General features: G+C 67.9%; 22 protein-coding genes. 20 read left to right on the plus strand and 2 right to left on the minus strand.

The window, feature by feature from the left end; translation table 11 throughout:
- Nucleotides 1–4: 4 nt before the first annotated feature.
- On the minus strand, nt 5–1156 hold the full coding sequence (locus QME70_00760) for an aldo/keto reductase (protein MDI6893137.1): 1152 nt from the start codon (nt 1154–1156) through the stop codon (nt 5–7).
- Nucleotides 1157–1370: 214 nt separating this feature from the next.
- Here QME70_00760 and QME70_00765 point away from each other — a divergent pair, with 214 nt between their 5' ends.
- From QME70_00765 to ileS, 13 genes are all read left to right on the plus strand, one after another.
- The gene (locus tag QME70_00765; protein MDI6893138.1) at nt 1371–2003 is read left to right on the plus strand and encodes a Holliday junction resolvase-like protein; all 633 of its coding nucleotides are present in this window, start codon (nt 1371–1373) and stop codon (nt 2001–2003) included.
- Nucleotides 1996–3585: an FAD-dependent oxidoreductase gene (locus QME70_00770; protein ID MDI6893139.1), complete on the plus strand. Its 1590-nt coding sequence runs from the start codon at nt 1996–1998 to the stop codon at nt 3583–3585. The genes QME70_00765 and QME70_00770 overlap by 8 nt, the downstream gene beginning before the upstream one ends.
- Nucleotides 3586–4076: 491 nt before the next feature.
- Complete coding sequence (locus QME70_00775) at nt 4077–5084, plus strand: sigma-E processing peptidase SpoIIGA (GenBank protein MDI6893140.1); 1008 nt, start codon at nt 4077–4079, stop codon at nt 5082–5084.
- Nucleotides 5081–5812 carry an RNA polymerase sporulation sigma factor SigE gene (gene sigE, locus QME70_00780; protein ID MDI6893141.1) on the plus strand — a complete coding sequence of 244 codons (732 nt, stop codon included), beginning with the start codon at nt 5081–5083 and terminating at the stop codon, nt 5810–5812. The genes QME70_00775 and sigE overlap by 4 nt, the downstream gene beginning before the upstream one ends.
- Nucleotides 5813–6062: 250 nt before the next feature.
- Nucleotides 6063–6830: an RNA polymerase sporulation sigma factor SigG gene (gene sigG, locus QME70_00785; GenBank protein ID MDI6893142.1), complete on the plus strand. Its 768-nt coding sequence runs from the start codon at nt 6063–6065 to the stop codon at nt 6828–6830.
- 107 nt (nt 6831–6937) lie between these two features.
- Nucleotides 6938–7708: a stage II sporulation protein R gene (locus QME70_00790; protein ID MDI6893143.1), complete on the plus strand. Its 771-nt coding sequence runs from the start codon at nt 6938–6940 to the stop codon at nt 7706–7708.
- An 86-nt stretch (nt 7709–7794) separates the two neighbouring features.
- Nucleotides 7795–8025: a YlmC/YmxH family sporulation protein gene (locus tag QME70_00795; protein ID MDI6893144.1), complete on the plus strand. Its 231-nt coding sequence runs from the start codon at nt 7795–7797 to the stop codon at nt 8023–8025.
- 48 nt (nt 8026–8073) lie between these two features.
- Nucleotides 8074–8844, plus strand: a complete 771-nt coding sequence (gene pgeF / locus QME70_00800; GenBank protein ID MDI6893145.1) for a peptidoglycan editing factor PgeF — start codon at nt 8074–8076, stop codon at nt 8842–8844.
- Between the two features lie 92 nt (nt 8845–8936).
- Nucleotides 8937–9896: an HlyD family efflux transporter periplasmic adaptor subunit gene (locus QME70_00805; protein MDI6893146.1), complete on the plus strand. Its 960-nt coding sequence runs from the start codon at nt 8937–8939 to the stop codon at nt 9894–9896.
- A 6-nt stretch (nt 9897–9902) separates the two neighbouring features.
- A complete protein-coding gene (locus QME70_00810; protein MDI6893147.1) occupies nt 9903–10619 on the plus strand; it encodes a YggS family pyridoxal phosphate-dependent enzyme in 717 nt (238 codons plus the stop codon).
- Between the two features lie 66 nt (nt 10620–10685).
- Nucleotides 10686–11288, plus strand: a complete 603-nt coding sequence (locus QME70_00815; GenBank protein ID MDI6893148.1) for a DivIVA domain-containing protein — start codon at nt 10686–10688, stop codon at nt 11286–11288.
- Nucleotides 11285–11587: a DUF167 domain-containing protein gene (locus tag QME70_00820; protein MDI6893149.1), complete on the plus strand. Its 303-nt coding sequence runs from the start codon at nt 11285–11287 to the stop codon at nt 11585–11587. Before QME70_00815 ends, QME70_00820 begins: the two co-directional genes overlap by 4 nt.
- A gap of 53 nt (nt 11588–11640) precedes the next feature.
- A complete protein-coding gene (ileS, locus tag QME70_00825) occupies nt 11641–14490 on the plus strand; it encodes an isoleucine--tRNA ligase (protein ID MDI6893150.1) in 2850 nt (949 codons plus the stop codon).
- Between the two features lie 73 nt (nt 14491–14563).
- Here the strand turns inward: ileS and QME70_00830 are convergent, their stop codons facing one another.
- Nucleotides 14564–15154 (minus strand): HD domain-containing protein, encoded by a 591-nt coding sequence (locus QME70_00830; protein MDI6893151.1) that lies wholly within the window; start codon nt 15152–15154, stop codon nt 14564–14566.
- Between the two features lie 212 nt (nt 15155–15366).
- Here QME70_00830 and QME70_00835 point away from each other — a divergent pair, with 212 nt between their 5' ends.
- The 7 genes from QME70_00835 (at nt 15367) to QME70_00865 (ending at nt 24015) form a co-directional block, all read left to right on the plus strand.
- Nucleotides 15367–16185 carry an amino acid racemase gene (locus QME70_00835; protein ID MDI6893152.1) on the plus strand — a complete coding sequence of 273 codons (819 nt, stop codon included), beginning with the start codon at nt 15367–15369 and terminating at the stop codon, nt 16183–16185.
- A gap of 29 nt (nt 16186–16214) precedes the next feature.
- Complete coding sequence (locus QME70_00840; GenBank protein ID MDI6893153.1) at nt 16215–16790, plus strand: ACT domain-containing protein; 576 nt, start codon at nt 16215–16217, stop codon at nt 16788–16790.
- A complete protein-coding gene (locus QME70_00845) occupies nt 16781–17497 on the plus strand; it encodes an NUDIX hydrolase (GenBank protein ID MDI6893154.1) in 717 nt (238 codons plus the stop codon). The genes QME70_00840 and QME70_00845 overlap by 10 nt, the downstream gene beginning before the upstream one ends.
- Before the next feature lie 150 nt (nt 17498–17647).
- On the plus strand, nt 17648–18613 hold the full coding sequence (gene cas6, locus QME70_00850; protein ID MDI6893155.1) for a CRISPR system precrRNA processing endoribonuclease RAMP protein Cas6: 966 nt from the start codon (nt 17648–17650) through the stop codon (nt 18611–18613).
- A 237-nt stretch (nt 18614–18850) separates the two neighbouring features.
- Nucleotides 18851–19888, plus strand: a complete 1038-nt coding sequence (locus QME70_00855; protein ID MDI6893156.1) for a transcriptional regulator — start codon at nt 18851–18853, stop codon at nt 19886–19888.
- A gap of 7 nt (nt 19889–19895) precedes the next feature.
- Nucleotides 19896–22268, plus strand: a complete 2373-nt coding sequence (gene cas3, locus QME70_00860) for a CRISPR-associated helicase Cas3' (protein ID MDI6893157.1) — start codon at nt 19896–19898, stop codon at nt 22266–22268.
- Nucleotides 22261–24015 carry a hypothetical protein gene (locus QME70_00865; protein ID MDI6893158.1) on the plus strand — a complete coding sequence of 585 codons (1755 nt, stop codon included), beginning with the start codon at nt 22261–22263 and terminating at the stop codon, nt 24013–24015. The genes cas3 and QME70_00865 overlap by 8 nt, the downstream gene beginning before the upstream one ends.
- Nucleotides 24016–24035: the final 20 nt, after the last annotated feature.

Below are 24035 nucleotides of genomic sequence, written 5' to 3' on the forward strand. Positions count from 1 at the left end.
CCGCTCATGGTTCCGGTGGCGCCACTCTCAGGATGTCACCACGCCAGCCGTCCAGTTCCACCGTCCAGCCGGGTTTCACGGGATCGGGGCTGGGGATCTTCAGCCCCGAGGAGACGACCACGTAGTACCCGCCCCGGGGCGACGGGTGACAGTCGACCGCCGTCTCGGTGATCGCCAGCGGGGGAACAGGCGCCAGTTCGCGGCTTATCTCCTCCACGGCCGATCGCACGGCTTCCGGCAGGGCCCGCGCCGCGCCGGCGTTTTCCCACACCTGCTTCGGGCGCGTGGCGCCTGCCAGGGCGGCCACCACTCCGGGCCGGTCTATCACCCAGCGCAGGGCCAGCTGGCCCGGCGTCAAGCCCAGATCCCGCCCCAGCTCTCTCATGCGCGCCACCGCTCCTGCCAGGCGGTCGACGTAGGTCAGGGGCAGGAGGGCGCGGTGGGGATCCCCCTCCAGCTCTCCGGGCTGCGGTTCCCGGGCCAGATATCCCAGGAACAGGGGCATGTAGGCCAGCAGCCCCAACCCGTGCTCCCGGGCCAGGGGGAGGGCCTTCTCTTCTATTTCACGCTGCACCAGGCTGTACGGCATCTGCAGGGTAACCGGTCGCGACTCGGCCCGCCAGGCGGGTTGCCCGGCCAGCCATGCCTGCAGGTCGGCGATCGGGAAGTTGCAGAGCCCGATGGCGCGGGCCTTGCCCTGCTGCACCAGCCGGGCCAGGGCCCCCGCTGTTTCCTCAAAGGGGGTGGCGGGGTCGGGGTAGTGAAGCTGCAGGAGGTCGACGTAGTCAGTTCCCAGGCGGCGCAGGGAATCCTCCGTCGCCTTGATGAGATGGCGGGCAGAGCCGTCCTGGGTCGTCAAGTCCGCCCGCGCCGGCTCCTCCGCAGCCTCGCCGGCACCGCCCCCGACGCCGCGGCGGATGCCCGCTTTGGTGGCGATCACCACGTCGTGCCGGTGACCGCGCAGGGCTTTCCCGAGCGCCTCTTCCGACGCGCCCCGGCCGTAGTTGTCCGCGGTATCGAAAAGCACGATCCCGGCGTCCAGGGCCGCGTGGACCACCTGGCGGGCGCGGTCGGGATCCATACCCGGTGCTGCCAGGCGCCGGCATCCCAGGCCGACCACCGACACCCGCAGCTGCCCCACCATCCTGTACTCCACTGCCACCCCTCCATTTGGTGGGATCTTCTCGGTTGATCTTCCACCCCGGTCGCCCGTTATCCTTCGGGCGCCCAGGCTGCCTGCGCTGCGTCCGTGGGCGTCTTGCCAGGGGCCGCCACCTCGGCGTATGCTGTGCTTGCGGCTGTGGCGGCTACGAAAGGGGAATCCGGGAGCGGGGCCGGACGAACGGAGTCCGGGCGGGGGAGGGGCGGCGGTGGACTGGTTCGGGCGGTGGCTGGGGACAACGGAGCTGGTGGTAACGGTACTCGGGTTCCTCGTCCTGGTGCTCGCTGTGCTGTATGTGGTGATGCGACTGCGGGCGGCGGAACTCGCCACGTCCCTCGCGGTCCTGCAGCGCCAGTTCCAGGCCCGCGTGGAGGAGCAGCGTCGCACGCTGGAGGAACAGTACCGGGTGGCTCTGGAGTCCTGGAAGCGCGAGGTGGAGGGATCGATCCGGCAGGACGCGGTGGAGAAGAGCCGCGCCGTCACGGCGGGCAAGGTGAGAGAGCACCTGGTCCCGTACCTCCCCGGGTTCCCATACAACCCCAGGGATGTGCGGTTCATCGGGTCCCCGGTTGACCTCGTGGTGTTCGACGGCCTGGACGAAGGGGCGGTGCGCCGTGTCGTCTTTGTGGAGGTGAAGACGGGACGGTCCGAACTCAGCCACCGGGAACGCCTGGTGAGGGAGGCCGTGCTTCGGCAGGCTGTGGGCTGGGAGGAGCTGCGCCTGCCCGAGGGTCGCTCGCACAAGTCGCCGCCGGAGGGCAGGCAGCGGGAATCCCCGCCGGGGGGCGGGCCGCACGAATCGCTGGCTGAGGGCAGGCAGGAGGAGACGTGGCATGAGTGATCGATTTGAAGTGGTGGTGGTCGGTGGCGGTGGCGCTGGCTTGTGTGCGGCTGCGGCGGCCCGGGCCATGGGCGCGCGGGTAACCCTCCTCTGCAAGGCCCCGGCCGGCCTGGCCAACTGCACCGCCTACGCCGGGGGCGGCTTCACCCTGGGCGTGGAGGGAGTTACGCCTGAGCGTCACCGCACCCTGACCTGGGAGACGGGCCGGTTCATGAGCCAGCCCCACCTACTGGACGTCTTCAGCGCCGAGGCTCCGCGGCGGGTGCAGGAGCTTCGCCAGTACGGTGTTGGCCTCGATGTGCGCCGGGGCGGTGCCCGCGTGGCGGGCCACGCCCCTCCCTCGGGCCCGGGGGGCATGGGGATGACCCTGCCTCTGGTAAGGTGGGCCCGTGAGCACGGCGTGCAAATCCGCGACCGGGCCGTGGTTACCCACCTGTGCCTGGACGATGCCGGCATCAGCGGGGTCGAGTACGTCGATCTCGTCTCGGGGGAGATCAGCCACCTCGTGGCGGGGGCGGTGGTGGTGGCCACCGGTGGGGCCGGACGCCTGTATGGCCGCACGGACAACCCGGTGCGCACCACCGGTGACGGCTACGCCCTGCTGTACGCGGCGGGCCTGCCCCTCCTGGACATGGAGTTCGTGCAATTCTACCCGCTCGGATTCGCCGAGGAGGGTCTCCCCACCTGGTTCATCCCGCTGAACATCCTGGACTACACGTACCTCACCAACTCCGCGGGGGAGCGATTCCTGGACCCCCAGCTGCGGTCCTGGGGGATCTCCAGCGGCCGGGAGGCGAACCTTTTCGCGCGCGACCGCTGCGCGGTGGCCGTAGCCAGAGAGCTTGAGGGGGGGCGCCAGGTGTTCCTGCACCTGGAGGCATTGACCCCCCACCAGTGGAGAGATCCCCTGCCGGCCGACCTGCGGCGATACTTCCCGGCTCACCGCGATCCGGCCTCCGGGCCGGTCCGGGTTGCCCCCGTGCAGCACTATTTCTCGGGGGGAGTGGCCATCAACGACCGGGGCGAGACGGAGATACCGGGTCTTCTGGCATGTGGCGAAGTCACCGGAGGAGTGGACGGTGCCAACCGCATCGGTGGCAACGCCCTCACCAACATCACCGTGTTCGGGCTGCGGGCTGGGGAGGCCGCGGCCGCTCACGGCCGGAGCCGGCTGCCTCAGGTCCGGGAGCCCGCGGGCCCGGTACCGGGTGCCACCGGGACCTGGGTGGCCCGCTGGTGCTCGCAACAGACGGATATCAGCCCTGCCGGGGTGAAGAGGCGCCTTAATGCCGTGGCCGACCGGCTGCTGGGCCCGCTGCGCAGCGGCGCCGGGCTCAAGGAAGCGTTGCGGGCCATCGATGAGATCTCCGCGGATTTTCCGCTCATGACGGTGCGGAACCGCAGGGATCTCCTGGATGCCCTGGAAGTCCGGAACCTGGCGGTGGTTGCGGAGCTGGTGGCGAGGGCGGCCCTGGCCAGGGAGGAGAGCCGGGGCGTCCACTTCCGATCGGACTTCCCCCATGAGGACCCCGCCTGGCAGCGCCACATCTGTCTCCGCGCCCCTGAGGTGCTGCCCCCCTGAGCCCCTGCCCCCCTGCCCCTCTGCCCCTCTGCCTCCACCCCTGCCCCTCTGCCCTGAGCCCCGGGTGCTAGTTTTTGGCGCACCCAGCCTGTCTACACAGGCTAATATTTGGCGTAAGGCGGGGGGAGGAGCAGGTCCGCGTCGGTCTGTGGTACCCTTGTGAAACCAGGGAGAGTATGGTATCCGTACGGACTGGTGGGGGCGGCAAGGGTCCGCTGAGCATCCTGTGGGCCGAAATATGGCGCACCAGGAAGGCGCAGGTGCGCCACTTTTCGGCGTATCCGGTTCGGGGTATCCGGTTCGGCGTATCCGGTTCGGGGTATCCGGTTCGGCAGAGGGGGTGGCGGAGGCAGGCGGATTTCGCCCTGTTTTGCGGGATGGGAGGTGTATGATTCTGGTAGTTTCCCCTGTGGGGGCTGATGGCGCAGGGGATCAGGCATATGCCGGGGCAGCCGGGCATAGCCATTTAGTATGCCGGGCAGGGACGGCCGGTGGTAGTCTACGCGGACCTGTTTTTCCTCACTAACTGGGGGATGGACTACCTGCTCCTGTGGGCGACGGCCAGGTTCGCCGGCGTGCGCGCCCGGTGGTTGCGCCTGGCTGCCTCCTCCTTCCTGGGAGCAGCTTATGCCACCGCCTTCCTGTTTCCCGCCGCCCGCCCCCTTTACTCGGTGAGCGCCAAGGCCGCCTTCTCCCTCGTTATGGTCGCGGTAGCCTTCCCCGTTCGCTCCCTCGCCCACCTCGGTCGCCTGTGGGGGTGCTTTGCGGTGCTGTCCCTGGTTGCCGGTGGCGGCGCCATCGCCCTCGCGTACCTGTCCTTACCCGGTCTGGGAGGGCCGTTCCCCGGTATCCCTTCCTGGCTGGTGGGCCTGGCCGTGGCGATCACTCTGGCCATGGCCGGACGGGCGTGGGCGTACCGCCGGCAGCACGATAACCTGACCGTGCTCCCCGCGGAGGTAATCCTGGGCGCACGCAGGGTGGTGTTCCCCGCCCTGGTGGATACCGGAAATCGCCTGCGTGATCCCTTCACGGGTGCACCCGTCCTGGTGGTGGAGTATGGGACGGCCCGCCGGCTGGTGCCGCGGCCCCTGCAACCCCTCCTGCTGGGCCGGTCTGTGCCGGACGTTGAGCAGGCGGGTGGGGGCAGCCCAGCAGCTCCCCATGTGCCTGCGGATAGAGGTGCTCGGGAAGCCCCGGTAGCCCCGGACGCCTGGGATGCCCCGCAAGCCCCGGGGGCGGCAGTAGCCCCGGGAGCGCATCACCCACTGGCGGAACGGTTCTGCATCGTACCTTTCGTGGCACTGGGGAGCCAGCGGGGCGTCCTCTACGGATTCCGTCCCGACCGGGTGAGGGTGCAGCAGGAGGGGGGCTGGCAGCGCCTGGGACCCGTGGTGGTGGGGGTCTGCCCGGACGTCCTGTCCCCGGACGGGTGGTACCGGGGCCTCCTGCCCCAGGAGGCTCTGGAGAAAGAAAGAGGCGGGGGAGGCGACATGCCATGAGGTTATGGGAGGTCTTGCGCTGGCGGGTACACCTCTGGTTCCGCGGGCTGCTCGTGCGCCGGGGGGTGCCGCCGGGCATCTGGTACGTGGGCACGGCGGAGGTGCTGCCACCGCCGCTATCCGGTGAGGAGGAAAGCTACCTGCTCGCCCGGCTGGAAAAGGGAGACCTGGCCGTGCGTGGGGTGCTCATCGAACGAAACCTGCGCCTGGTGGTGTACATCGCCCGCAAGTTCGACAACACGGGGATTCCCATGGAGGACCTGGTATCCATCGGTACCATCGGCCTCATCAAGGCGGTGAACACCTTCGACCCCACCAAGAGGATTAAGCTCGCCACATACGCCTCCAAGTGCATCGAGAATGAGATCCTCATGTACCTGCGCCGCAACGGCCGTACCCGGCTTGAGGTTTCCCTGCACGAGCCGCTGAACATCGATTGGGACGGCAACGAGCTGCTCCTGTGCGACGTGCTGCCCGACACCGGGGGAGAGGCGGTGTCCAAGCGCATGGAGGACGAGGTGGACCGGATCCTCCTGCACCGGGCGCTGGCCCGGCTCACCCCCCGGGAGCGGCGCATCCTGCAACTGAGGTTCGGGCTCAAGGATGGCAAGCCCCGCACCCAAAAGCAGGTCGCCGACCTGCTGGGGATATCCCAATCCTACATTTCCCGGCTGGAGAAGCGCATCCTGAGGCGTCTGCAGGGCGAACTCACCAGCGTCATGCAATAGCAGGTGCCGGAGGTGACGCACCGGGGTGCAGCCGTCCTGCGGGTGGGAGCCGGACCCGGGGGCGATGGGGATCCTGCGGGTGGGAGCCGGACCCGGGGGCGATGGCGGTCCTGCGATGGACGGTGGTCCCATAGCTGGCGGGGGGACCCTTTGCATATTTGTCCGACTTGACATGCAACGTTGCGCATAGAGGACCTTGCCTGCGGACATACTTGTTATGCGAGATGTCCGCTGGCAGGGGGTCAGATGGATGAACCGGGTGGAGATCTGCGGGGTCGACACCGCGCGTCTGCCCGTACTCTCCAACGCCCGCATGCGAGAGCTCTTCGAGGCCGTCAAGCAAGGTGACCGGCGCGCCCGCGAGGAGCTGATATTCGGAAACCTGCGCCTGGTGTTGAGCGTCATCCAGCGGTTCAACAACCGCGGGGAGTACGTGGACGATCTCTTTCAGGTAGGGTGCATAGGCCTCATGAAAGCCATCGACAACTTCGATCTGGGCCAGAATGTGCGCTTCTCCACGTACGCCGTCCCCATGATCATCGGTGAGATCCGCCGCTACCTCCGGGACAACAACACCATAAGGGTGAGCCGCTCGCTGCGGGATGTAGCGTACCGCGCCCTGCAGGTGCGGGATGCCCTGGTGGGCAAGTACTCGCGGGAACCCTCCATCGCCGAGATCGCCCAGGAGCTGAAGCTGCCCCAGGAGGAAGTGGTGTACGCCCTGGACGCCATTCAGGAGCCCATTTCCCTCTTTGAGCCCGTTTACCACGACGGAGGGGACCCTATCTTCGTCATGGACCAGATCTCCGACGAACGCAACGAGGACATCAACTGGCTGGAAGGGATAGCCCTCCGGGAAGCCATGGGCAAGCTCTCGGACCGCGAGAAGCTCATCCTCACCCTCCGGTTCTTCGAAGGGAAGACCCAGATGGAAGTGGCCGAGGAAATCGGCATCTCGCAGGCCCAGGTGTCGCGTCTGGAGAAGGCGGCCCTCCACCACATGCGCGAACACATGTAGCACCCTGGGTGCGACACCGGGCCGGGATGGACCCCCGGGCGGGGGCTCCCGCGGCGGGGTGACACAGACGGGGTGGTAAGGGAGGAAGAAAGTAAGGTGAAGCGAAGGTGAGGCGGAAATCCGGCCGGGCGGGGCGATGGGTTCTACTTGGGATGACGGCGGTGCTGGCGGCTGCCCTGGTCGGCGCGGTGGGCCTGGTGGCCAGCGTGCGCCCGGCTTTTCCCGGGCCCCACCTGGCCTACAATCCGTACAATCTGGTCAGGCTGCACGTTCTTGCCGCCAGCGATCTCGCTGAGGACCAGGCCCTGAAGCTGCGGGTTCGGGATGCGGTGATCCAGTTTCTTTCCCCGCGCTGGGGCGGGGTGGTTGAGACTCGGGGAGCGCTGGCCGTGCTGGAGGCGAACAGGGCCGAACTGGCCCGACTGCTGGGGGACCTGGTGGCATCGGCCGGTAAGCCTTATGGTGTTACCGTACAGGTGGGTTACTTCCCCTTTCCCGAGCGCACCTATGGCGAAGTAACCCTACCGGCGGGGACGTACCCGGCCCTGCGGGTCATCCTGGGTGAAGGTGCGGGGCAGAACTGGTGGTGTGTCCTGTTCCCGCCCCTCTGCTTCCTGGACGCCCGCGTGGGTGCTCCGGGGCCGGCCCTGCTGACCCCCGCAGAAGCGGCCTTCTTCCTGGCGGCTGCGGATGGGGGACAGGTTTCCGGCGTCGCCGGTCAGCCGGCCGGACAGGAGGCCGTACTCGGGCCGTTGGCGGGGGGCCAGCCCTGCCCGCGTCCCGAGGTGCGGCTGTTCTTCCTGGAGTGGTTGCGGAAGCGGGGGGTAGATCCCGCCGTCTGGGTGCAGAGGTGGCGGCAGGACCAGGCCCGCCCCTGACCCTGTCGGGGTCGCGGGCGGGGACGTGGCCTGCCGCCCGGGGGATGGGGTGGCGGCGGGCCTCATAGATTTAAGCGGGGGTCCCCGTGCGCCTGTCGGACCTGCGCTTTCGCGATGTGGTGACGGTCAAAGATGGCCGCCGCCTCGGCTTTGTCACCGACTGGGAAATCGACCCGCAGTCCGGGAGGCTGCTGGCCATGGTGGTCCCCGGCAGTCCCCGCGCCCTGGGGTTGCTGGGCCGGGAGCCGGACTGTGTCATACCCTGGGAACAGATAAGGAAAATCGGCGAAGACGTCATCCTGGTGGAGGTGGGTTAGCAGGAGGCCGCCGGCGGGGGGACGAAACCAAACGCAGGTGGTTGTCCCGTGGATCTTTCCGGCGCTGGCGATGTGTGGCAGTTCGACTCCGTGGGCGCGGGTGTGCCGGTGCTGCGCCTGCGGCCTTTCGAAGAGGCCGGGTGCCTGGCCCTGTTCACCCTGCGTCCCCTGAGCATGGCAGGTGCCCTGCGCGGTCGGGAGGCGGTGCTGGCGGCCCGGGCTTCCCTTCAGGGTTGCCTGCCCCGCTCGCCCTTCGTGGTGCACCAGGTGCATGGGGGCCGGGTGGTGTACGTGGGGGAGAGCCCCGCCGACCCGGGCGAGGCCGACGGCATGGTCACCTGCCGCCCCGGCCTGCCGCTGGCGGTGTTCTGCGCGGACTGCGCACCCGTCTACCTGTACGACCCCCGACGGAGGGCGATAGGGCTGCTCCACGCCGGCTGGCGGGGGACGGTGGCCGGCGTGGTGGAGCAGGGGCTGGCGACCATGGCCAGGACGGCGGGCAGCGACCCCGCCCACGTGCTGGCCGCGGTGGGGCCGTGCATCGGACCGTGCTGCTACGAGATCGGTGACGACGTGAGATGCCGCGTGGAAGAACGGCTGGGCGAGGACGCCGGGCGGGTGCTGTCCGTTCGGGACGGCCGCCTGTACTTTGACCTGCGGGGGGCTATCGTCATCCTGCTGGAGAGAAGTGGGGTCCCGTCCACACACATATTTGGGTCGGGCATGTGCACGGCCTGTCGATCCGACCTCTTCTGGTCGCACCGCCGGGACGGGGGTGTGACGGGCCGGATGGCCGCCGTACTGGCCCTGCTGGCATGAGCCGCCGTTCTCGGGCCTCGAGCGGGCGGAGCCGCACGCGGGCTGCGCCCAGGCGGGGCCGCTCCGCCAGCGCCTCCAGGGCGAGGCCTTCCATGGCGCGGCGGCGACGGGGGGGTTCCTCCCGGGCCCGCCGCCACCTGCCGTTCGCCGCTCCCCGGGGAAAGTGGATCTTGGTGGTGGTGGGCGTCCTGGCGGGTCTAGCTCTGGTGGGGCTGCTGGGCTATACCTGGGCGCGGGCCGCCCTCCTGCCCCACCTGGTACGGGTGGTGGAGGCCAGGCCGGGTAATCTGGAGACTGCGGTGACCGGCCAGGCCGTGGTCATCTGGGACGAGTGGGTGCTCACGGCGCCCGCCGCCGGGATGGTGCACCTTCGGGTGAGGGAAGGGGACAGGGTGCGCACGGGCACTCCCGTCTGCCGGGTGGACGGCCACCAGGTGGTTTCTCCGGCCCCCGGTGTGGTCACCCTGTTCACGGACGGGACGGAAGGTCGGCTCTCCTTTGCCCCGGGGACATCCCCCCCTGCTCCCCAGGTCCTTGCCCTCAAGCCCCAGCCGGGGCAACTGCAGGAGGGCCAGGCGGTGACGGTGGGACAGCCCCTGGCCCGCGTGGTGGACACCAGCAGGATGCGCCTGTGTGTGGTGCTGCCTCCCGCGGAGGTCGCCGGGCTGGCCGAACGCTCGCGGGCGCTGGTGCGGTTCCCCGACGGACGGGAAATGACCATGCGGCCCGAGGCATACCATGCCGGGGACGACCGTACGTACGGTACCATCACCCTGGTGAGCGGGGAGTGGGTGGAGGATCTCCTGCGCACGCGGTTGATCACAGTGGAGATCATCAAGGATCGGGCCACCGGCCTCCTGGTGCCCAGGCGGGCCCTGGTGGAGCGGGACGGGCAGGCCGGAGTGTTCGTGGTGAAGAAGACCCTGGCCCAGTGGGTCAAGGTGGAGGTGAAGGGGGAGAAGGGTGCGCTGGTGGCCATCGGGGGAATCGCCGAGGGAAGCCAGGTCATCACCAACCCCTGGCTGGTCCGGGACGGAGCCATCGTGAGGTGAGTCGAATTGGATGTAGCTGATCGCTATCGCCGGGTGCTCGATCAGGTGGCGGAGGCGGCCCTGCGGGCAGGGCGCAGGCCGGAGGAAATCACCGTGGTGGCGGTTTCCAAGGGCATAGACGATGAGCGCGTCCGGGAAGCAGTGGCCGCCGGTGTGCATATCCTGGGGGAAAACCGGGTCCAGGAGGCTCTCAGGAAGCGGGAGCGTCTGGCGGGCCTGGTGGCGCCGGTCGGGTCCCCGGTGTCCTGGCACCTGGTTGGACACCTCCAGACCAATAAGGTAAAATTTGCGGTACAGCTCTTCGACCTCATCCATTCCCTGGATAGCGTGCGGCTGGCACGGGAAATCCAAAAGAGGGCGGAGGAGCGGGGCGCGGAGGGTCGCCGGGTGCGGGTGCTGGTGGAGGTCAACCTCTCCGGTCAGGCGTCCCGGTTCGGGGTCAAGGAAACCGGGTTGCGTCCCCTGCTGGAGGAGGTGGCCGCCCTGCCGCTGGTCCGGGTGGAAGGCCTCATGACCATAGCTCCGGTGGTGGAGCGTATGGAACAGGCCCGCCCGTATTTCCGCCAGCTCTACGAGCTGGCCCAGACGGTGCGGGAATGGGGCATTCCGGGAGTGCAGATGCGGGACCTGTCCATGGGCATGAGTGCCGATTTCCCGGTGGCAGTGGAGGAGGGGGCGACGATGATTAGAGTGGGCACGGCCATCTTCGGCCCGCGCGCGTAGGGCGCAGGACTTCGGTCGGCTCCTGTCGAAGATGGCAGAAGTTTGAAGGCAAGGGAGGTTGCCCCCGTGCTGACGCCGCTAGACATCCACAACAAGGAGTTTCACCGGTCCTTTCGCGGATACTCGGAGGCTGAGGTGGACGAGTTCCTGGATCAGGTGGTACGGGATTTCGAGGCCCTGCTCAAGGAGAAGAGCGGGCTGGACGAGCGGGTCGAGGATCTGGAGAACCGGCTCTCCAACTACCAGGCCCTGGAAGAGACGCTCAAGCAGACCCTGATCCTGGCCGAGGCCACCGCCGACGAGGTGCGTGCCAACGCCCGCCGGGAAGCGGAGATCATCATCAGGGAAGCCCAGACCAAGGCAAAGGAAATCCTGGATGACGCCGAAGCCCGCGCCCAGCTCACCGTCCGGGAGGCCCAGGCCCGGGTCAAGCGCACCCAGGACGAATACGAGGAGCTCAAGCGCCAGGTGCACACGTTCAAAGCGCGCGTGCGCAGCCTGTTCATGACCCAGCTCGACCTTCTGGGGGACGTGGCCGCCGAGCAGGCGGCGGCTGCCGACCGGGGAGCCGCCGTGGACCGGGGAGCCGACCAGGCATCGGCAGCTCCTGCGGGCTCCCCGGCGTCGTCCTCGCTGGCCGGGCCGGACGGAGATGACGACGGTCCATGAGCCTGCCCATGGGCCGGACGCGGGAGGGCGCGGTGTTCAGGCTGCGGGTGCAGCCCCGGGCCCGCTGCCAGGAGTTGGCCGGGGTGCGGCAGGAGGCCCTCCTGGTGAAAGTCACCGCCCCCCCCGAGGGCGGCCGGGCCAACGAAGCCTGCCGCCGCCTGCTGGCGAACATCCTGGACGTGGCTGCCGAGCGGGTGGAGATCATCCGGGGGCACACCGCGCGCGACAAGGTGGTGCTGATTCACGGCCTCGCTCCCGATGAAGTGGCCGGGCGCCTGAAGGAGTGTTTGCAGAAGTGAGCAAGGATGGGAAGTACGACCATACGCTGAATCTGCCCCGCACGGAGTTCCCTATGAAGGCCAACCTGGCCCGCCGGGAGCCCGAGCTGCTGCGGTGGTGGGCGGAGAAGGATCTTTACGGCAGGCTCCGCCAGGCCCGGCAGGGCAGGCCCCGGTACATCCTTCACGACGGTCCCCCGTATGCCAACGGGAGCATCCACATCGGCACCGCCCTGAACAAGATCTTGAAGGATTTCGTGGTGCGGTCCGCCTCCATGAGCGGGTACGATGCCCCCTACGTGCCGGGCTGGGACTGCCACGGTCTGCCCATTGAACTGGAAGCCTTGAAGAGCCTGGGCATCGACCACCACCAGGTGGAGTCCCTGGAGTTGCGGCGCTTCTGCCGCGACTACGCCCTCAAGTACGTGGACGTGCAGAGGGAGCAGTTCATGCGCCTGGGCGTCATGGGCGACTGGTTCCGGCCCTACCTCACCCTGGACGGCTCGTATGAGGCGCGTCAGGTGGAAGTTTTCGGCGAGATGGCCCGGCGCGGTTACATCTACAAGGGGCTCAAGTCGGTGCACTGGTGCGCCGCCTGCGAGACCGCCCTGGCCGAAGCGGAGGTGGAGTACCACGACCGGCAGTCGCCCTCCATCTGGGTGGCGTTCGCCGTCAGCGACGGCCGCGGCGTGCTCCCGCCCGACAGCCGGGTGGTGATCTGGACCACCACCCCCTGGACGCTGCCCGCCAACGTGGCCATCGCCGTGCACCCGGAGGCCACCTACGCTCTGGCGGACACCGGTCGGGGGAAGCTGGTGCTGGCCCGGAGCCTGGTGGACAACACCTGCGCCGACCTGGGCCTGGAGCACTGCCGGGTGGAAGCCACCTTCCGGGGGAAGGACCTGGAGGGTATCCGCTGCCGGCACCCCTTCTTCGACCGGGAGTCGGTGGTGGTGACGGCGGAGTACGTGTCCCTGGACGAGGGCACGGGCTGCGTGCACATCGCCCCCGGCCACGGTCCCGAGGACTTCGAGGTGGGGCGGCGCTACGGCCTGCCCGTCCTCTCCCCCATCGACAGCCGGGGCCGCTTCACCGCCGAAGCGGGCTGGCTGGAGGGCAGGTTTTACCGGGACGCCGACCCCGAGATCATCGCCGAGCTGGAGCGGCGGGGAGCCCTCCTGGGATCGGGCAAGACCCTGCATTCGTACCCGTGCTGCTGGCGGTGCAAGAACCCGCTCCTGTTCCGGGCCACCGAGCAGTGGTTCGCCTCCGTGGAGGGCTTCCGCGACCGGGCCCTGGAGGCCATCGACCGGGTGACCTGGGTACCCGCGTGGGGGAAGGAGCGCATCCGCAACATGGTGCGCGAGCGGGCCGACTGGTGCGTGTCCCGCCAGCGCGCCTGGGGGGTGCCCATCCCCATCTTCTACTGCACGTCCTGCGGCGCACCCCTGATTACTCCCGAGAGCATCGCCGCGGTGGCCGACCTCTTCCGCCGGGAAGGCTCCGATGCCTGGTACCGGCGCGAACCCGGGGAGATCCTGCCGGCCGGGACCGCCTGCTCCTGCGGCGGCACGTCCTTCCGCAAGGAAGCGGACATCATGGACGTGTGGTTCGACTCCGGGTCCAGCCACGTGGCCGTCCTGGAGGAGCGTCCCGACCTCTCCTGGCCGGCGGATTGCTACCTGGAGGGGTCCGACCAGCACCGGGGGTGGTTTCAGTCCTCCCTGCTCACGGCGGTGGCCACCCGGGGGCAGGCGCCCTACCGCACCGTGGTGACCCACGGCTTCGTCCTGGACGGCGAGGGCCGGGCCATGCACAAGTCCCTGGGCAACGTCATCGACCCCGCGGAGGTGACGGATGAATACGGCGCCGACGTACTGCGCCTGTGGGTGGCGGCCTCCGACTACCGGGACGACGTGCGCCTCTCGCCCGTCATCCTGGAGCAGCTGGCTGAGGTGTACCGCAAGATCCGCAACACCCTGCGCTACGTCCTGGCCAATCTCTACGACTTCCGGCCCGGTCGGGACGAGGTGCCCTACGACCGCCTGCTGGAGGTCGACCGCTGGGCCCTGTACAGCCTGTCCAGGGCGGTGGAGCGGGCCACGCGCGCCTTCGCCGAGTACGAGTACCACGTGGCCCAGCAGGTGGTGCACACCTTCTGCACCGTGGATATGAGCGAGATCTACATCGACGTGGTCAAGGATCGCCTCTATTGCTCGGGGCCGGCAGACCCCGTGCGGCGCGGCGCCCAGACCGTCCTCTATCACGCCGGCCGCGCCCTGGTGCGCCTGCTGGCGCCCATCCTGCCCTTCACGGCGGAAGAGGTGTGGCAGCACTTCCCCCGCCGCGAGGACGACCCCTGGAGCGTACACCTCGCCGAATGGCCCCGGCCGGAACCGGCCTGGAGGGACGAGGAGCTGGGCCGCCGCTGGGAGGTTCTGCAGGCCGTGCGCGAGGTCGTCAAGAAGGCTCTAGAGGAAGCCCGCGCCGCCAAGCACATCGGCAAGTCCCTGGAGGCTGCCCTCCACATCTATCTTCCCGAGGGGCAGGGCCTGCCTGGTGCGGCCAGCGCTGCGGGCTCGGCCAGCGCGGTGGGTGCGGGCGGCGCGGCGGGGCCGGGCGGCGCGGCGTCGTGGCCGGCGCCGGCGCCCGCGGGCGAGGTACTGCGGCGCCACCTGGAAGACCTTCCGGCCCTGTTCATCGTATCCGGGGTGGAACTGCGGGAAGGTGACCCCAACCCGGGCTGTTACCTGGGCTGGGCCGCCGGCGAGCGCGGTCCCGTCGCGGGCGTGGGGGTGGGCGTGCTCAGGGCCGCCGGCACCCGCTGCCAGCGCTGCTGGATTTACTCCGAGACGGTGCGTACCGACGCCGAGCACCCGGAGCTGTGCGAACGCTGCGCCGACGTCATCCGCCGATACTTCTGACCCGCCCCCTGAACATGCGCGGTGCATTCCATCCTTCCGCTTTGCGCCTGCAGGGTGGCATGCCCGCGCGCTGTCAGATGAGGCGAGAGAGGGCGTCGATGTAATTGAGCGCCGCCCGGTAGCCCTCCGAGGCCATCTGGCGGGCACGATCGGTATAGAGGGAGCCGTAGACGTCTTCCTGATGGCGGCGGGCCCGTGCCAGGAGGGACCGGAAGGCGGCCGGGCTCTGATCCGGGCTCTCGCGGGCAGCCTGCCACAAAACGTCCAGGGCCGTCAGCCCCGATGCCCGCTGCAGCTTGTCGGCGTCGTACAGGATCCTGGCCTCCATGCTGAGGGCCTCCCGCTCCGGTCCCCATACCGGGTCGACGTGGGCGAGGATGGCCTGGGCCACTCGCTCCACACGCTGCGGCGGTATCCCCCTGCCGGCAAGGAATCGGCGGGCCTCCTGCGCGGACCGTTGCTCGTGTCCGGGCGCGGTCCCGGTGGCGCGGCCTACGTCATGCAGGTAAGCCGCCAGGAGCAGGACCTCCCGGTCCACGGGGGTCGTGGACGGCGCCAGTTGCTGGCACAGTTCAACCACCTTCTGGACGTGCAGCCACAGGGGCGACTCTTCCCCTCCCAGCAGGTCTCGCGCCCAGGACGCAGCGGCGTCAGCGAGTTCCATGCTCATCATCCCCCCCTGATGTTCCCTGCCTCCCCGCGGCGGCGGGGCCCTTAGCCTGGATTTCGGCTCGGGAATCGGGTCCTCCTGCGCGGCCGGGCAGGACGCGCCCGGGAAGGGGCGAATCTGCTAAGCAGAGGCACTCGGCCCGGAGAAGAGCAGACATCCGGGCCGCGCAGCCGCGCTCAACTGGCACCTGCTCGAGGTGAGGTGACGTGGCGGAGATCATCGGAATCCTGGGAGGCATGGGGCCGGAGGCCACCTGCGACCTTTTCCACAAGATCATCCGGGTGACGGTCCGGTTCAAGCCGGTGGTACGGGATCAGGATCACCTGCGGGTGATCGTGGACTCCAACCCCCTCATACCCGATCGGACGGCGGCCATCCTGGGGAACGGGGAAGATCCGGTCCCCGCCTTGCAGGAGACGGCCCGCAACCTGGAGCGGGCGGGCGCCGGGCTGATAGCCGTACCGTGCAACACCGCCCACTACTTCTGGGACCAGATCCAGGCGGCAGCCGGCATTCCCGTGCTACACATGATGCAGGAGGTGGCCCGCGCCCTGGCCGCGGGTGAGCCCGGCCCGGGGGGACCCGGCGGCCTGAACCCGGGGGTGACGCGGGTGGGATTGCTGGCCACCACGGCGACGGTGAGAACCGGGCTCTACCACCGGGCTCTGGAGGTACGCGGCATGCAGTTGGTGGTGCCGGATGCTGCCAGGCAGGAGTCCGTGATGGAGGCCATCTCCCGCGTGAAGACGGGCGACCTTGAGGGTGCGCGCGACCCTCTGGTGGCGGCCGCCCGCGCCCTGGAAGCTGCCGGTGCGGAGGCCATCATCGAGGGGTGCACCGAGATCCCCCTGGTGCTGCGGGAGGGGGACGCGGGCGTGCCCCTGGTGGATGCCACCTGGGTGCTGGCGGCGGCCGCGGTGCGGACCGCCCTCGGGCAGGGGATCGCTGGCCACCCCAGGACGGCAGCCCCCGGGCAACCCGGCGGCAGCGACCCGGGGACGCCTGCGGCTGGCTGCGCGGACTGAGAGGGCAGGCGGATGGGGAGACGAAGCTGATGGATGATGGGGAGAGGACGCGCAGGCTGGTGGCTGAGGCGGCCTGGCAGGTGGGGCCCGCGGAGATCGCGATCGCGGCCTTTCCGCAGGAAGCCGGGCGCCGGGTGCTGGCCGCCCTGGCGAGCGGGGATGTGGCGAGGCCGGTGTGGTGGGCTGACGACGGTTTCGAGGTGACTGTGGTGGCACCCCGGGAGGTGCTGGAGGCGGAGGACCTGGGCAGCATCCCGGGCACCCGCGTCGAGAGGGGCTGGGCCCTCGTCACCTGCCTGACACCTCTTCCCTGGGACGTGGTGGGATTCCTGGCCGAGGTGACCGCCCGCCTGGCACGGGCGGGGATCACCTGCGGTGCCCTCTCTGCTTACTCCCGCGACCACCTGCTCGTCCCCTGGTCCCGGAGGGAAGAGGTCCTGTCGCTGCTGGCGCGCGGAGACCCGCAGCGCCTGGCGGCGAGCATTGATGACCACGTCGGGGGGAGCGAGGAGCCGGCCGCGGGCGCTGGCGGCGACGTCGGGGGGAGCGAGAAGCTGGCGGCGGGCGCTGGCGGCGACGTCGGGGGGAGTGAGAAGTGTTCCTGACGGCGGAGAAACTGGCACCGCTCATTGCCCGGTACGGGCAACCGCGGCTGGTGGACGTGACGCAGGCCGTTTCCACAGCCGAGATGGACATGGTCCTCGACAGTCGCAAGGACGGGCGCGCCCATGACGTCACCTGCTTCATCCTGGACGGGCGGGGGCAGGTGGCCGTCATCCGCAAGCATTTCCATCCCCCGGGGGTATGGCGGGCCCCCAGCGGGGGCATCCGGCTCCACGAAGATGTGGAACACGGCATCAGGCGGGAGATGCGGGAGGAGACGGGCCTCGATATCCGCCTGGAGCGTTATCTGCTCAGGATCAGCGTGACCTTCTTCGAGGAGGGCAGCAGGCGACGGGAGCAGGCCTGGACGAGCCACGTCTTCGCCGCCCGTCCGGAGCCCCGGTGGGCGGAGCCCCGGTGCGCGGGCGGGGCGGGCGCCCCTCTCGAACCCCCCGGTGCCAGCCTCGAGCCCCCGAGTGCCAGCCTCGAGCCCCCGAGTGCCAGCCTCGAGCCGCCTGGTGCCAGCCTCGAGCCCGAGGACAGGGACGAGATCGCCTCGGCCCGCTGGGCGACCATCGGGGAACTGCAGGGGCCCATCCACCGGGCCCTGCTTGCCACCGGACGCGGCCTTTTCCGCTACCGGGTGGCACTGACGGACCTGGCCGTAGCGGAGCTGCGGAAGATGGGATGGCCGCAGGCGGTGGTCTGAGGCGTCCATTCTTCTGGCACCCGAAAGATATGCCCCTGTTTACAAGTTTATCAAACGAGGGTTTGAGGGACCCTGTATCGAATCATTCTGGAGAGCGTCGAGAAAGAGGCTGGGAAGCAAAGGCGCGGGGGGACACAGGGGGCGGGGTCGTTGCTGGAGGGCCTGCGGGTGGCCGGGTACCGGTTCGTGCTGGAGGCGCGCACACCCATTCATCTGCCGCCGTACAAAGGTGGTGTGCTGCGGGGGGCGCTGGGGACGGTCCTCAAGCGGGTGAGCTGTTCCCTCAGGGACGGTGACTGCCCCGATTGCGTGCTACGGCCGTCCTGTCCTTACGGCGTGATCTTCGAGAGCGGACCGGGCCCCGACGCCGAACGCCTGCGCAACTTCGAGCAGGTGGCCCGGCCCTTCGTGCTGCGGCCTCCCTCTGACCACCGCACTGTGGTGGATGCGGGGCAGGACCTGGAGTTCACGCTCATGCTGGTGGGGCGGGCCATCGAGTACCTGCCCTATTTCATTGTGGTCTTCCGGGAGCTCGGCCAGGAGGGCATTGGCCTGTGGAGTGGGGGGAAGCGGGGACGCGCCTTCCTCCGCCGGGTGAACGGGGTCCACCCCGTGGATGGCCGGGAGGAGAGGGTGTTCGACGGCGGCTCGGGGCGGGTTTACAATGCCGACGTGGTGGTACGGGGTGAGGATCTGGAGGAGTGGGCGCGGGGGTTGCCGCGCCGCGCCCTGGAGGTGGAGTTCCTCACCATGACCCGGCTCCAGCACGAGGGGCAACTGGTGCGGGTGCCCGAGTTCCACGTGCTGGTACGGGCCCTCCTCCGGCGGTTGTCCACCCTGGCCTACTTTTACCACGGCGTGGAGGTCGACCTCGATTTCCGGGGGATGATTTCCCGGGCAGAGGGGGTGGTCACCGAGCCGCTCACCCTCAGGTGGGAAGGCTGGCAGCGCTATTCGGCCCGGCAGAAGGCGGCCATGGATCTGGGCGGGCTGGCGGGTAAGGTGTGCTACCGGGGCAACCTGGAGGAGTTCCTGCCCCTGCTGGCCTTCGGGTGGCTGGTCCACGTGGGCAAGAACGCCACCTTCGGCCTGGGGCAGTACCGCTTCTCCCTGTGACCCATACGGCTGCGCTGGTTGGGGGAGTGGCGTGCGCCGTGCGGGGGGTGGGCAGGTGCTACGGTGGTATGGCGAGTCGGTCGCGCAACAGACCGGTGTCGGCAGGGTCGGTCAGGGGGTAATGTGGTCCGTCACCTAATGACGGAGTGGGTGCGCTAAGCTGGATACGTGCGAGGCAGTGAGCCTGACGCCCCCGGGAGCGGGCGCGCAGAGTGGAGTGCTGCGGAGGTGGCGCACGTGCAGCAGGCCAAGCAGCCCGGCGTTCCGCCTGACCGCCACGTGATCTGGCGGCTCCTCACCATCCACAGGTTGATCAAGGAGAAGCGCTATCCCAACACCAGGACGCTGTCCGAAGAGCTGGAGTGCTCGCGACGGACGGCGGAGCGTTACATAGAGAAGCTGAAGATCTGGCTGGCGGCCGAGATCGCCTACGACCCGGTGAGGCGCGGGTACTACTACGTGGGTGGGACCCCGGAGTTCCCGCCCCTGCGCCTCACCGAGGGCGAGGCGGTGGCCATATTCCTGGCAGAGAAGCTGCTTCGCCAGTGTCGTGGCACCCCCTACGAGAGGGAGGTGTGCGGGGCGCTGGACAAGCTCACCGCCCTGCTGCCCGACGAGGTTACGGTGGATGCGTGCGACATGGTGGGCTGGATCACCTTCGACGTGGAGCCGCTGCGAGGAGACGAGCAGCGCGTGGCCCAGGTGTTCGCGGACCTGGACCGCGCTCGCGCTGCGCAACGCACGGTGTGGATGGAATACTACACCGCCTCCCGTGACGCCCACACCCAGCGCGAGATCGACCCCTACGGCCTGCACCTCTATGACGGGGTGTGGTACGTGATCGGGCACTGCCACCTGCGGGGCAAGGTGCTCATCTTCGCGCTGGACCGCATCGGCGACTACCGCCTCACTGACAAGACCTTCACCATCCCTGCCGACTTCGACCTGCGCCAGTACCTCTCGTGCGGCTTCCGCATCGAGCGCGGCGAGCCCCGGGACGTGGTCATCCGCTTCGCCTCCGAGCAAGCACGATACATTAAGGGAAAACAGTGGCACAAGAGTCAGGTGCTGGAAGAGGGGGAAGACGGCTCCCTGGTGATGCGCATGCGGGTGGGCGGCCTGGGTGAGGTAAAGCGCTGGGTGCTGCAGTACGGCGCCGGCGCCGAGGTGCTGGCCCCACCTGACCTCCGCCAAATGGTCGCCGACGAAATCGGTTGCATGAGCCGGACGTACGGGCTCGTGGAACAACCAACTGCTCTTACGCCGCCGGGGTAGTTCAGGTATGTCAGCCTTTATGCCCGACCGATACAGGGAGTTCTTCAGAAGTGTCGTTGGAGTCAGCCCCTACGACTATCAGGTTACGTTGGCTGAAGAACTCACCGCTGGCCATAATGTGGTATTACGTGCTCCCACAGGCGCAGGCAAGACGTGGGCTGCGATGGTCCCACTGTTCTATGAGGGGTGGGGGCAGCGTCCGGCGCGGCTGGTCTACGCGCTTCCCCTTCGAACCCTGGCGCAGGGTATCTACGTCGAGGCCTCGCGTCTCGCGCAACGTCTGGCTCAACCTGTCGCGGTTACCCTGCAGACCGGCGAACAGCCAGACGACCCATTCTTCAACAGGGGCACGATAGTGGTGACTACATATGACCAGGTCCTTAGTGGCCTCCTCTGTGGTCCTTACGGATTGTCAGATCGGCTTAGCAACATCAACGCAGCCGCAATCGCGGGTGCGTTGGTGGTCTTTGATGAGTTCCACTTGATGGAGCCGCAGAAGGCATTCCTGACCGCCGTGGCGACAATGCACATGTTCGCAGGGCTCTGCCAGAGCGTCTGGATGACGGCCACAGCTACGGAGTCCCTGGTCCGCGCTTTGAGTGAAGCCCTTGAGGTTCGCCAGGTACCTCGCGGCACCGCACAATTCGATGCGCTCCTTAGGGAACTGCCCTCCGTCGACTCGGTTTCGCGAGGATTGACCGTCGAGCAGAGTTGCCTGTCGGCTGAGTCGGTGCTCAGGGTGCACGAAAGACGCTCTATAGTCGTGTGCAACCAGGTAGGGCGGGCCCAGGAGCTATTTCGGTTGCTGCGCCAGCAGTATGATCCTCGCGAGATCGTCTTGCTTCACTCGCGGTTTCTCAAGGCTGACCGCAGCTGCAAAGAAGCCGAACTACGGAAACGGTTCGGGAAGGGGGCCGTCGGCGGGGGCATCCTGGTCGCCACCCAGGTCATCGAGGCGGGTCTGGATATCTCATGTGAACACTTACACACCGAGATGTGCCCCATCAATTCTCTGGTGCAACGTGCCGGACGCTGCGCGAGGTTTCCAGATGAAACGGGTCTGGTTCACGTCTATCCCCTCCCGCCAGACGGAAATGCACACCGCCCCTATGAGGCTTTGGAGATCCGGGTCGCCCAGGACACCATCGGCCGAGGTGCAACGAGGCTGACCCCTGAGCTGTGCGCTCGATGGGTGGAGAAGGCCCACGGCGAGTCAGACGGGCTGGCGCTCCGCGACGGGTGGCGCAGCCGCTACGAGGAATGCCTCCGCCGGATTGAGGACAATTCCCTGGGTGGCCAGCACGTGAGGGTTGCAGATCTCATCCGCGAGGTAGATAACATCCGCGTCGTTATTGCGCCTGAGCCGCCCGGGTCACCCGGGGAACTGGAGGGCGTAGCCGTCCCCAGGACGACCCTCTACGGGCTGATCGGACGACACCACACGGCTTTCCGAGGGTGGGTTTACAAAGGCGATGACGAGCAACCCTGGGAATCCGTTACTGCCGAGCAAGATGTGCGTCAAGCGTATGTGGTGTGCCTGTCACCCGCTGTGGCTGCCTACGACCGCGAGCTCGGACTTCGGCTGGGTGTCCCCGGCGAAATGACCAGCCCGAGCCGGTCAGTTCCCGACAGGCCTGGCTGGAAAACTATCAAGGGTGAAACATGGGAGCGCCATGCCAGAGAGGTGGCTTCGCAGGCGCTGGCGCGTCTGGAAAGGGAAGGCCCAGACGGGGGTCTGGTGGGTGGGGGACTGGTCAAGCGATATGGCCTTGACTGGGCTGCGGCGAAGGCTGCGGTTGGTGCTGCTTCGCTGCTTCACGACCTTGGCAAGGTCCAGACGACGTGGCAGGCGTGGGCTCGGGCCGCCATGGAGACAACCCGGCCCGGATACGTCCATGCGCGCGCCATCGCGCACACCGACTTCAACCCTGAGAGCCGGGACGATCGAAGGCGCGAGCGGGCTTTGGGTTTGCGTCGTCCTCCGCATGCTGCGGCGGGGGCGTACTACGCTGGACTGTTTCTGCCACGGCTCTTGCAGGCTCTTCCCACCGGTGTGAGGGCACAGGTTGGGGCAGCATGCGTGGTTGCGATCCTAGCTCACCACGGGGGGTGGTTGCCGGGAGACTTAGGGATGCAGGTTGCACCGCTCTGGGACGGTTGGCCGCAGGAGTTGGCTTCGGTCGTCGGTTGGGTGCCAGACGGGCAGAGGGTAGTCCGCCTTGCAAAGCACGCTGACAAGAAGGGCCTGCTCGAGCGGGTTGTGCGGGAGGTGGTAGGCCCTGATCGGATCGCATGCTGGTGGCCGTTGGTGGCATACCTGATCAGGACCCTGCGTCTGTCGGATCAACAGGCGACGGCGGAGGTGGGTTCCGATGACTGAGTTAGGAGACACGTTTGGCATTCCCAAAGTGACGGGGACTCATGCCGACGTTCTGGCGGCGGTTGGCCTTGCGGACGTCCTCGCTGAGTCCACAGCCGGGCCGGTGGTCGTAATTGAAAACGAAGCGGAGTACCGGGTCCGCCTTGGTCATCCCCTCGACGAGAGTGCCGTGGCCCGCATACCTCAACGCCCCGGCTACCCTTACCTAAAGCTGGGCGGGGCCTCCGCGCCGCCAGCAGGCGCCGGGGACGTTGTGGACTACGAGGCGGAGAGAGAGCGTGCCGATCGCTTCAGGGAGGCACGAAGCAAGCGAGCTCCGGCAGATGCGGAGCAACGGGAGTTGGAGCAGCAAGACGTGTTGCGCGGCGACTGGCGTGAGATACAGATGCTGAGAGTGCTCCAGGGGCACGAAACGGCCAACAAAGTATACAGAGCCATAGTGAGTGTCGACGGGGCCACCTTCTGGAAACAGTTGGAGCAAGGGCTGTCGGCCGTTGCCTCGGGACAGCACAGCGGGCTCAAGTGGGGTGCCACCCTGGTTCAGATCTTCAATCCCAACGCTCCGAAGGGTTATGCCCGTCTCAAGCCGGACAGCACGGACAGGAACGACAAGACGAAGGAACGTTGGACGGACCCGTTCGTGGAATGGCTCAAGTACCGGGGCTACTTCAGAGTGGCTTGGGGCTATTTCCACGGCCCGCGGGGGGAGCACGTACGCCTTATTTGCCCGGTGCCCCGCCACATTACAGTGCGGAACCTTGAGGCGGTCGCTCGAGCGCTCCGCCGGTCTCGACTGGGTGGGGGTCCGCCCAAGCACGATGCGCTCGCCGTGCTGCGCCTGGCAGAGTTGTTGATCAGGCACTCCGAGGACTACCACGTCGGGGAGGAGTTCTTCCCCGGCCTGCTCATGGGGGGCAACAGTCCGGCAGATGTAATCAGCGGAGTGATGATCACCAACTATCAGTCCCTGGGCCAAGCTCGTGCCGTGACTGAGATGATGACGCTGGAGCTGCCCGGCTGGTTTCCGATCAGGAACGCACATGACGCGGAGGCCTGGCTGGAGGTTTTGAACGAACACCAGCGCGTCCTTAGGGCTCTACGGGATAACCGATCCGATGAGATCGATCTGTTGTTACGCTACCGCCGCTTTCTGCAGGCGCGCGGTGAGTCATGTACCCACGAACTCTTGGACTTTCTCGGTCGGTACGGCTGCTTCTGGATGAGGGCCTACGGAAGTCCCCGCGACGGGGGACTTCGCCGGCCTCCCAGATTCACGGATTCGCTGGTAAGGAGGATCGTTATGGAGAACGCTAGAGGTTATTCGGCGATCCTGGATGACCCCGGTTTCAACGCGGTAGCGGCCGCAGTACGCAGGTCGACGGTGAGCGCCCAAGCCTTGAAGGCCGTGAATCGTGATCACAGAGAGATCCGGTACGATTTGTTGCACGAGCTAAGGCGCAATCGCAACCTGCCCGGGCCTGCTCTGGTGGAGACAGTCGCGGAGTTCGTTTCGGTGTACAATGCGGAGAATGCCAGGATCAGGGAGGTGAAGAAAGACCTTAGGGCTGCGCCATCCAACGTAACCACGGAGGACTTCGCTTCGTTCTGTCGGTTGGTAGAAAGGTACGGGCCCGCTCTTGTAGGTGCACTGCTCTGCGCATTCGGTTCGTGTCGCGAGGTTCGGGACGAAGTGGTCGAGGATCGGGAAGAGGAGCCGGGGTCGGAGGCTCCATCGGTGGAAAGCTAGCTTGATTCAGGGGGTGGATT

Source organism: Bacillota bacterium (assembly GCA_030019365.1).
Classification (GTDB): domain Bacteria; phylum Bacillota; class Sulfobacillia; order JACIYH01; family JACIYH01; genus JACIYH01.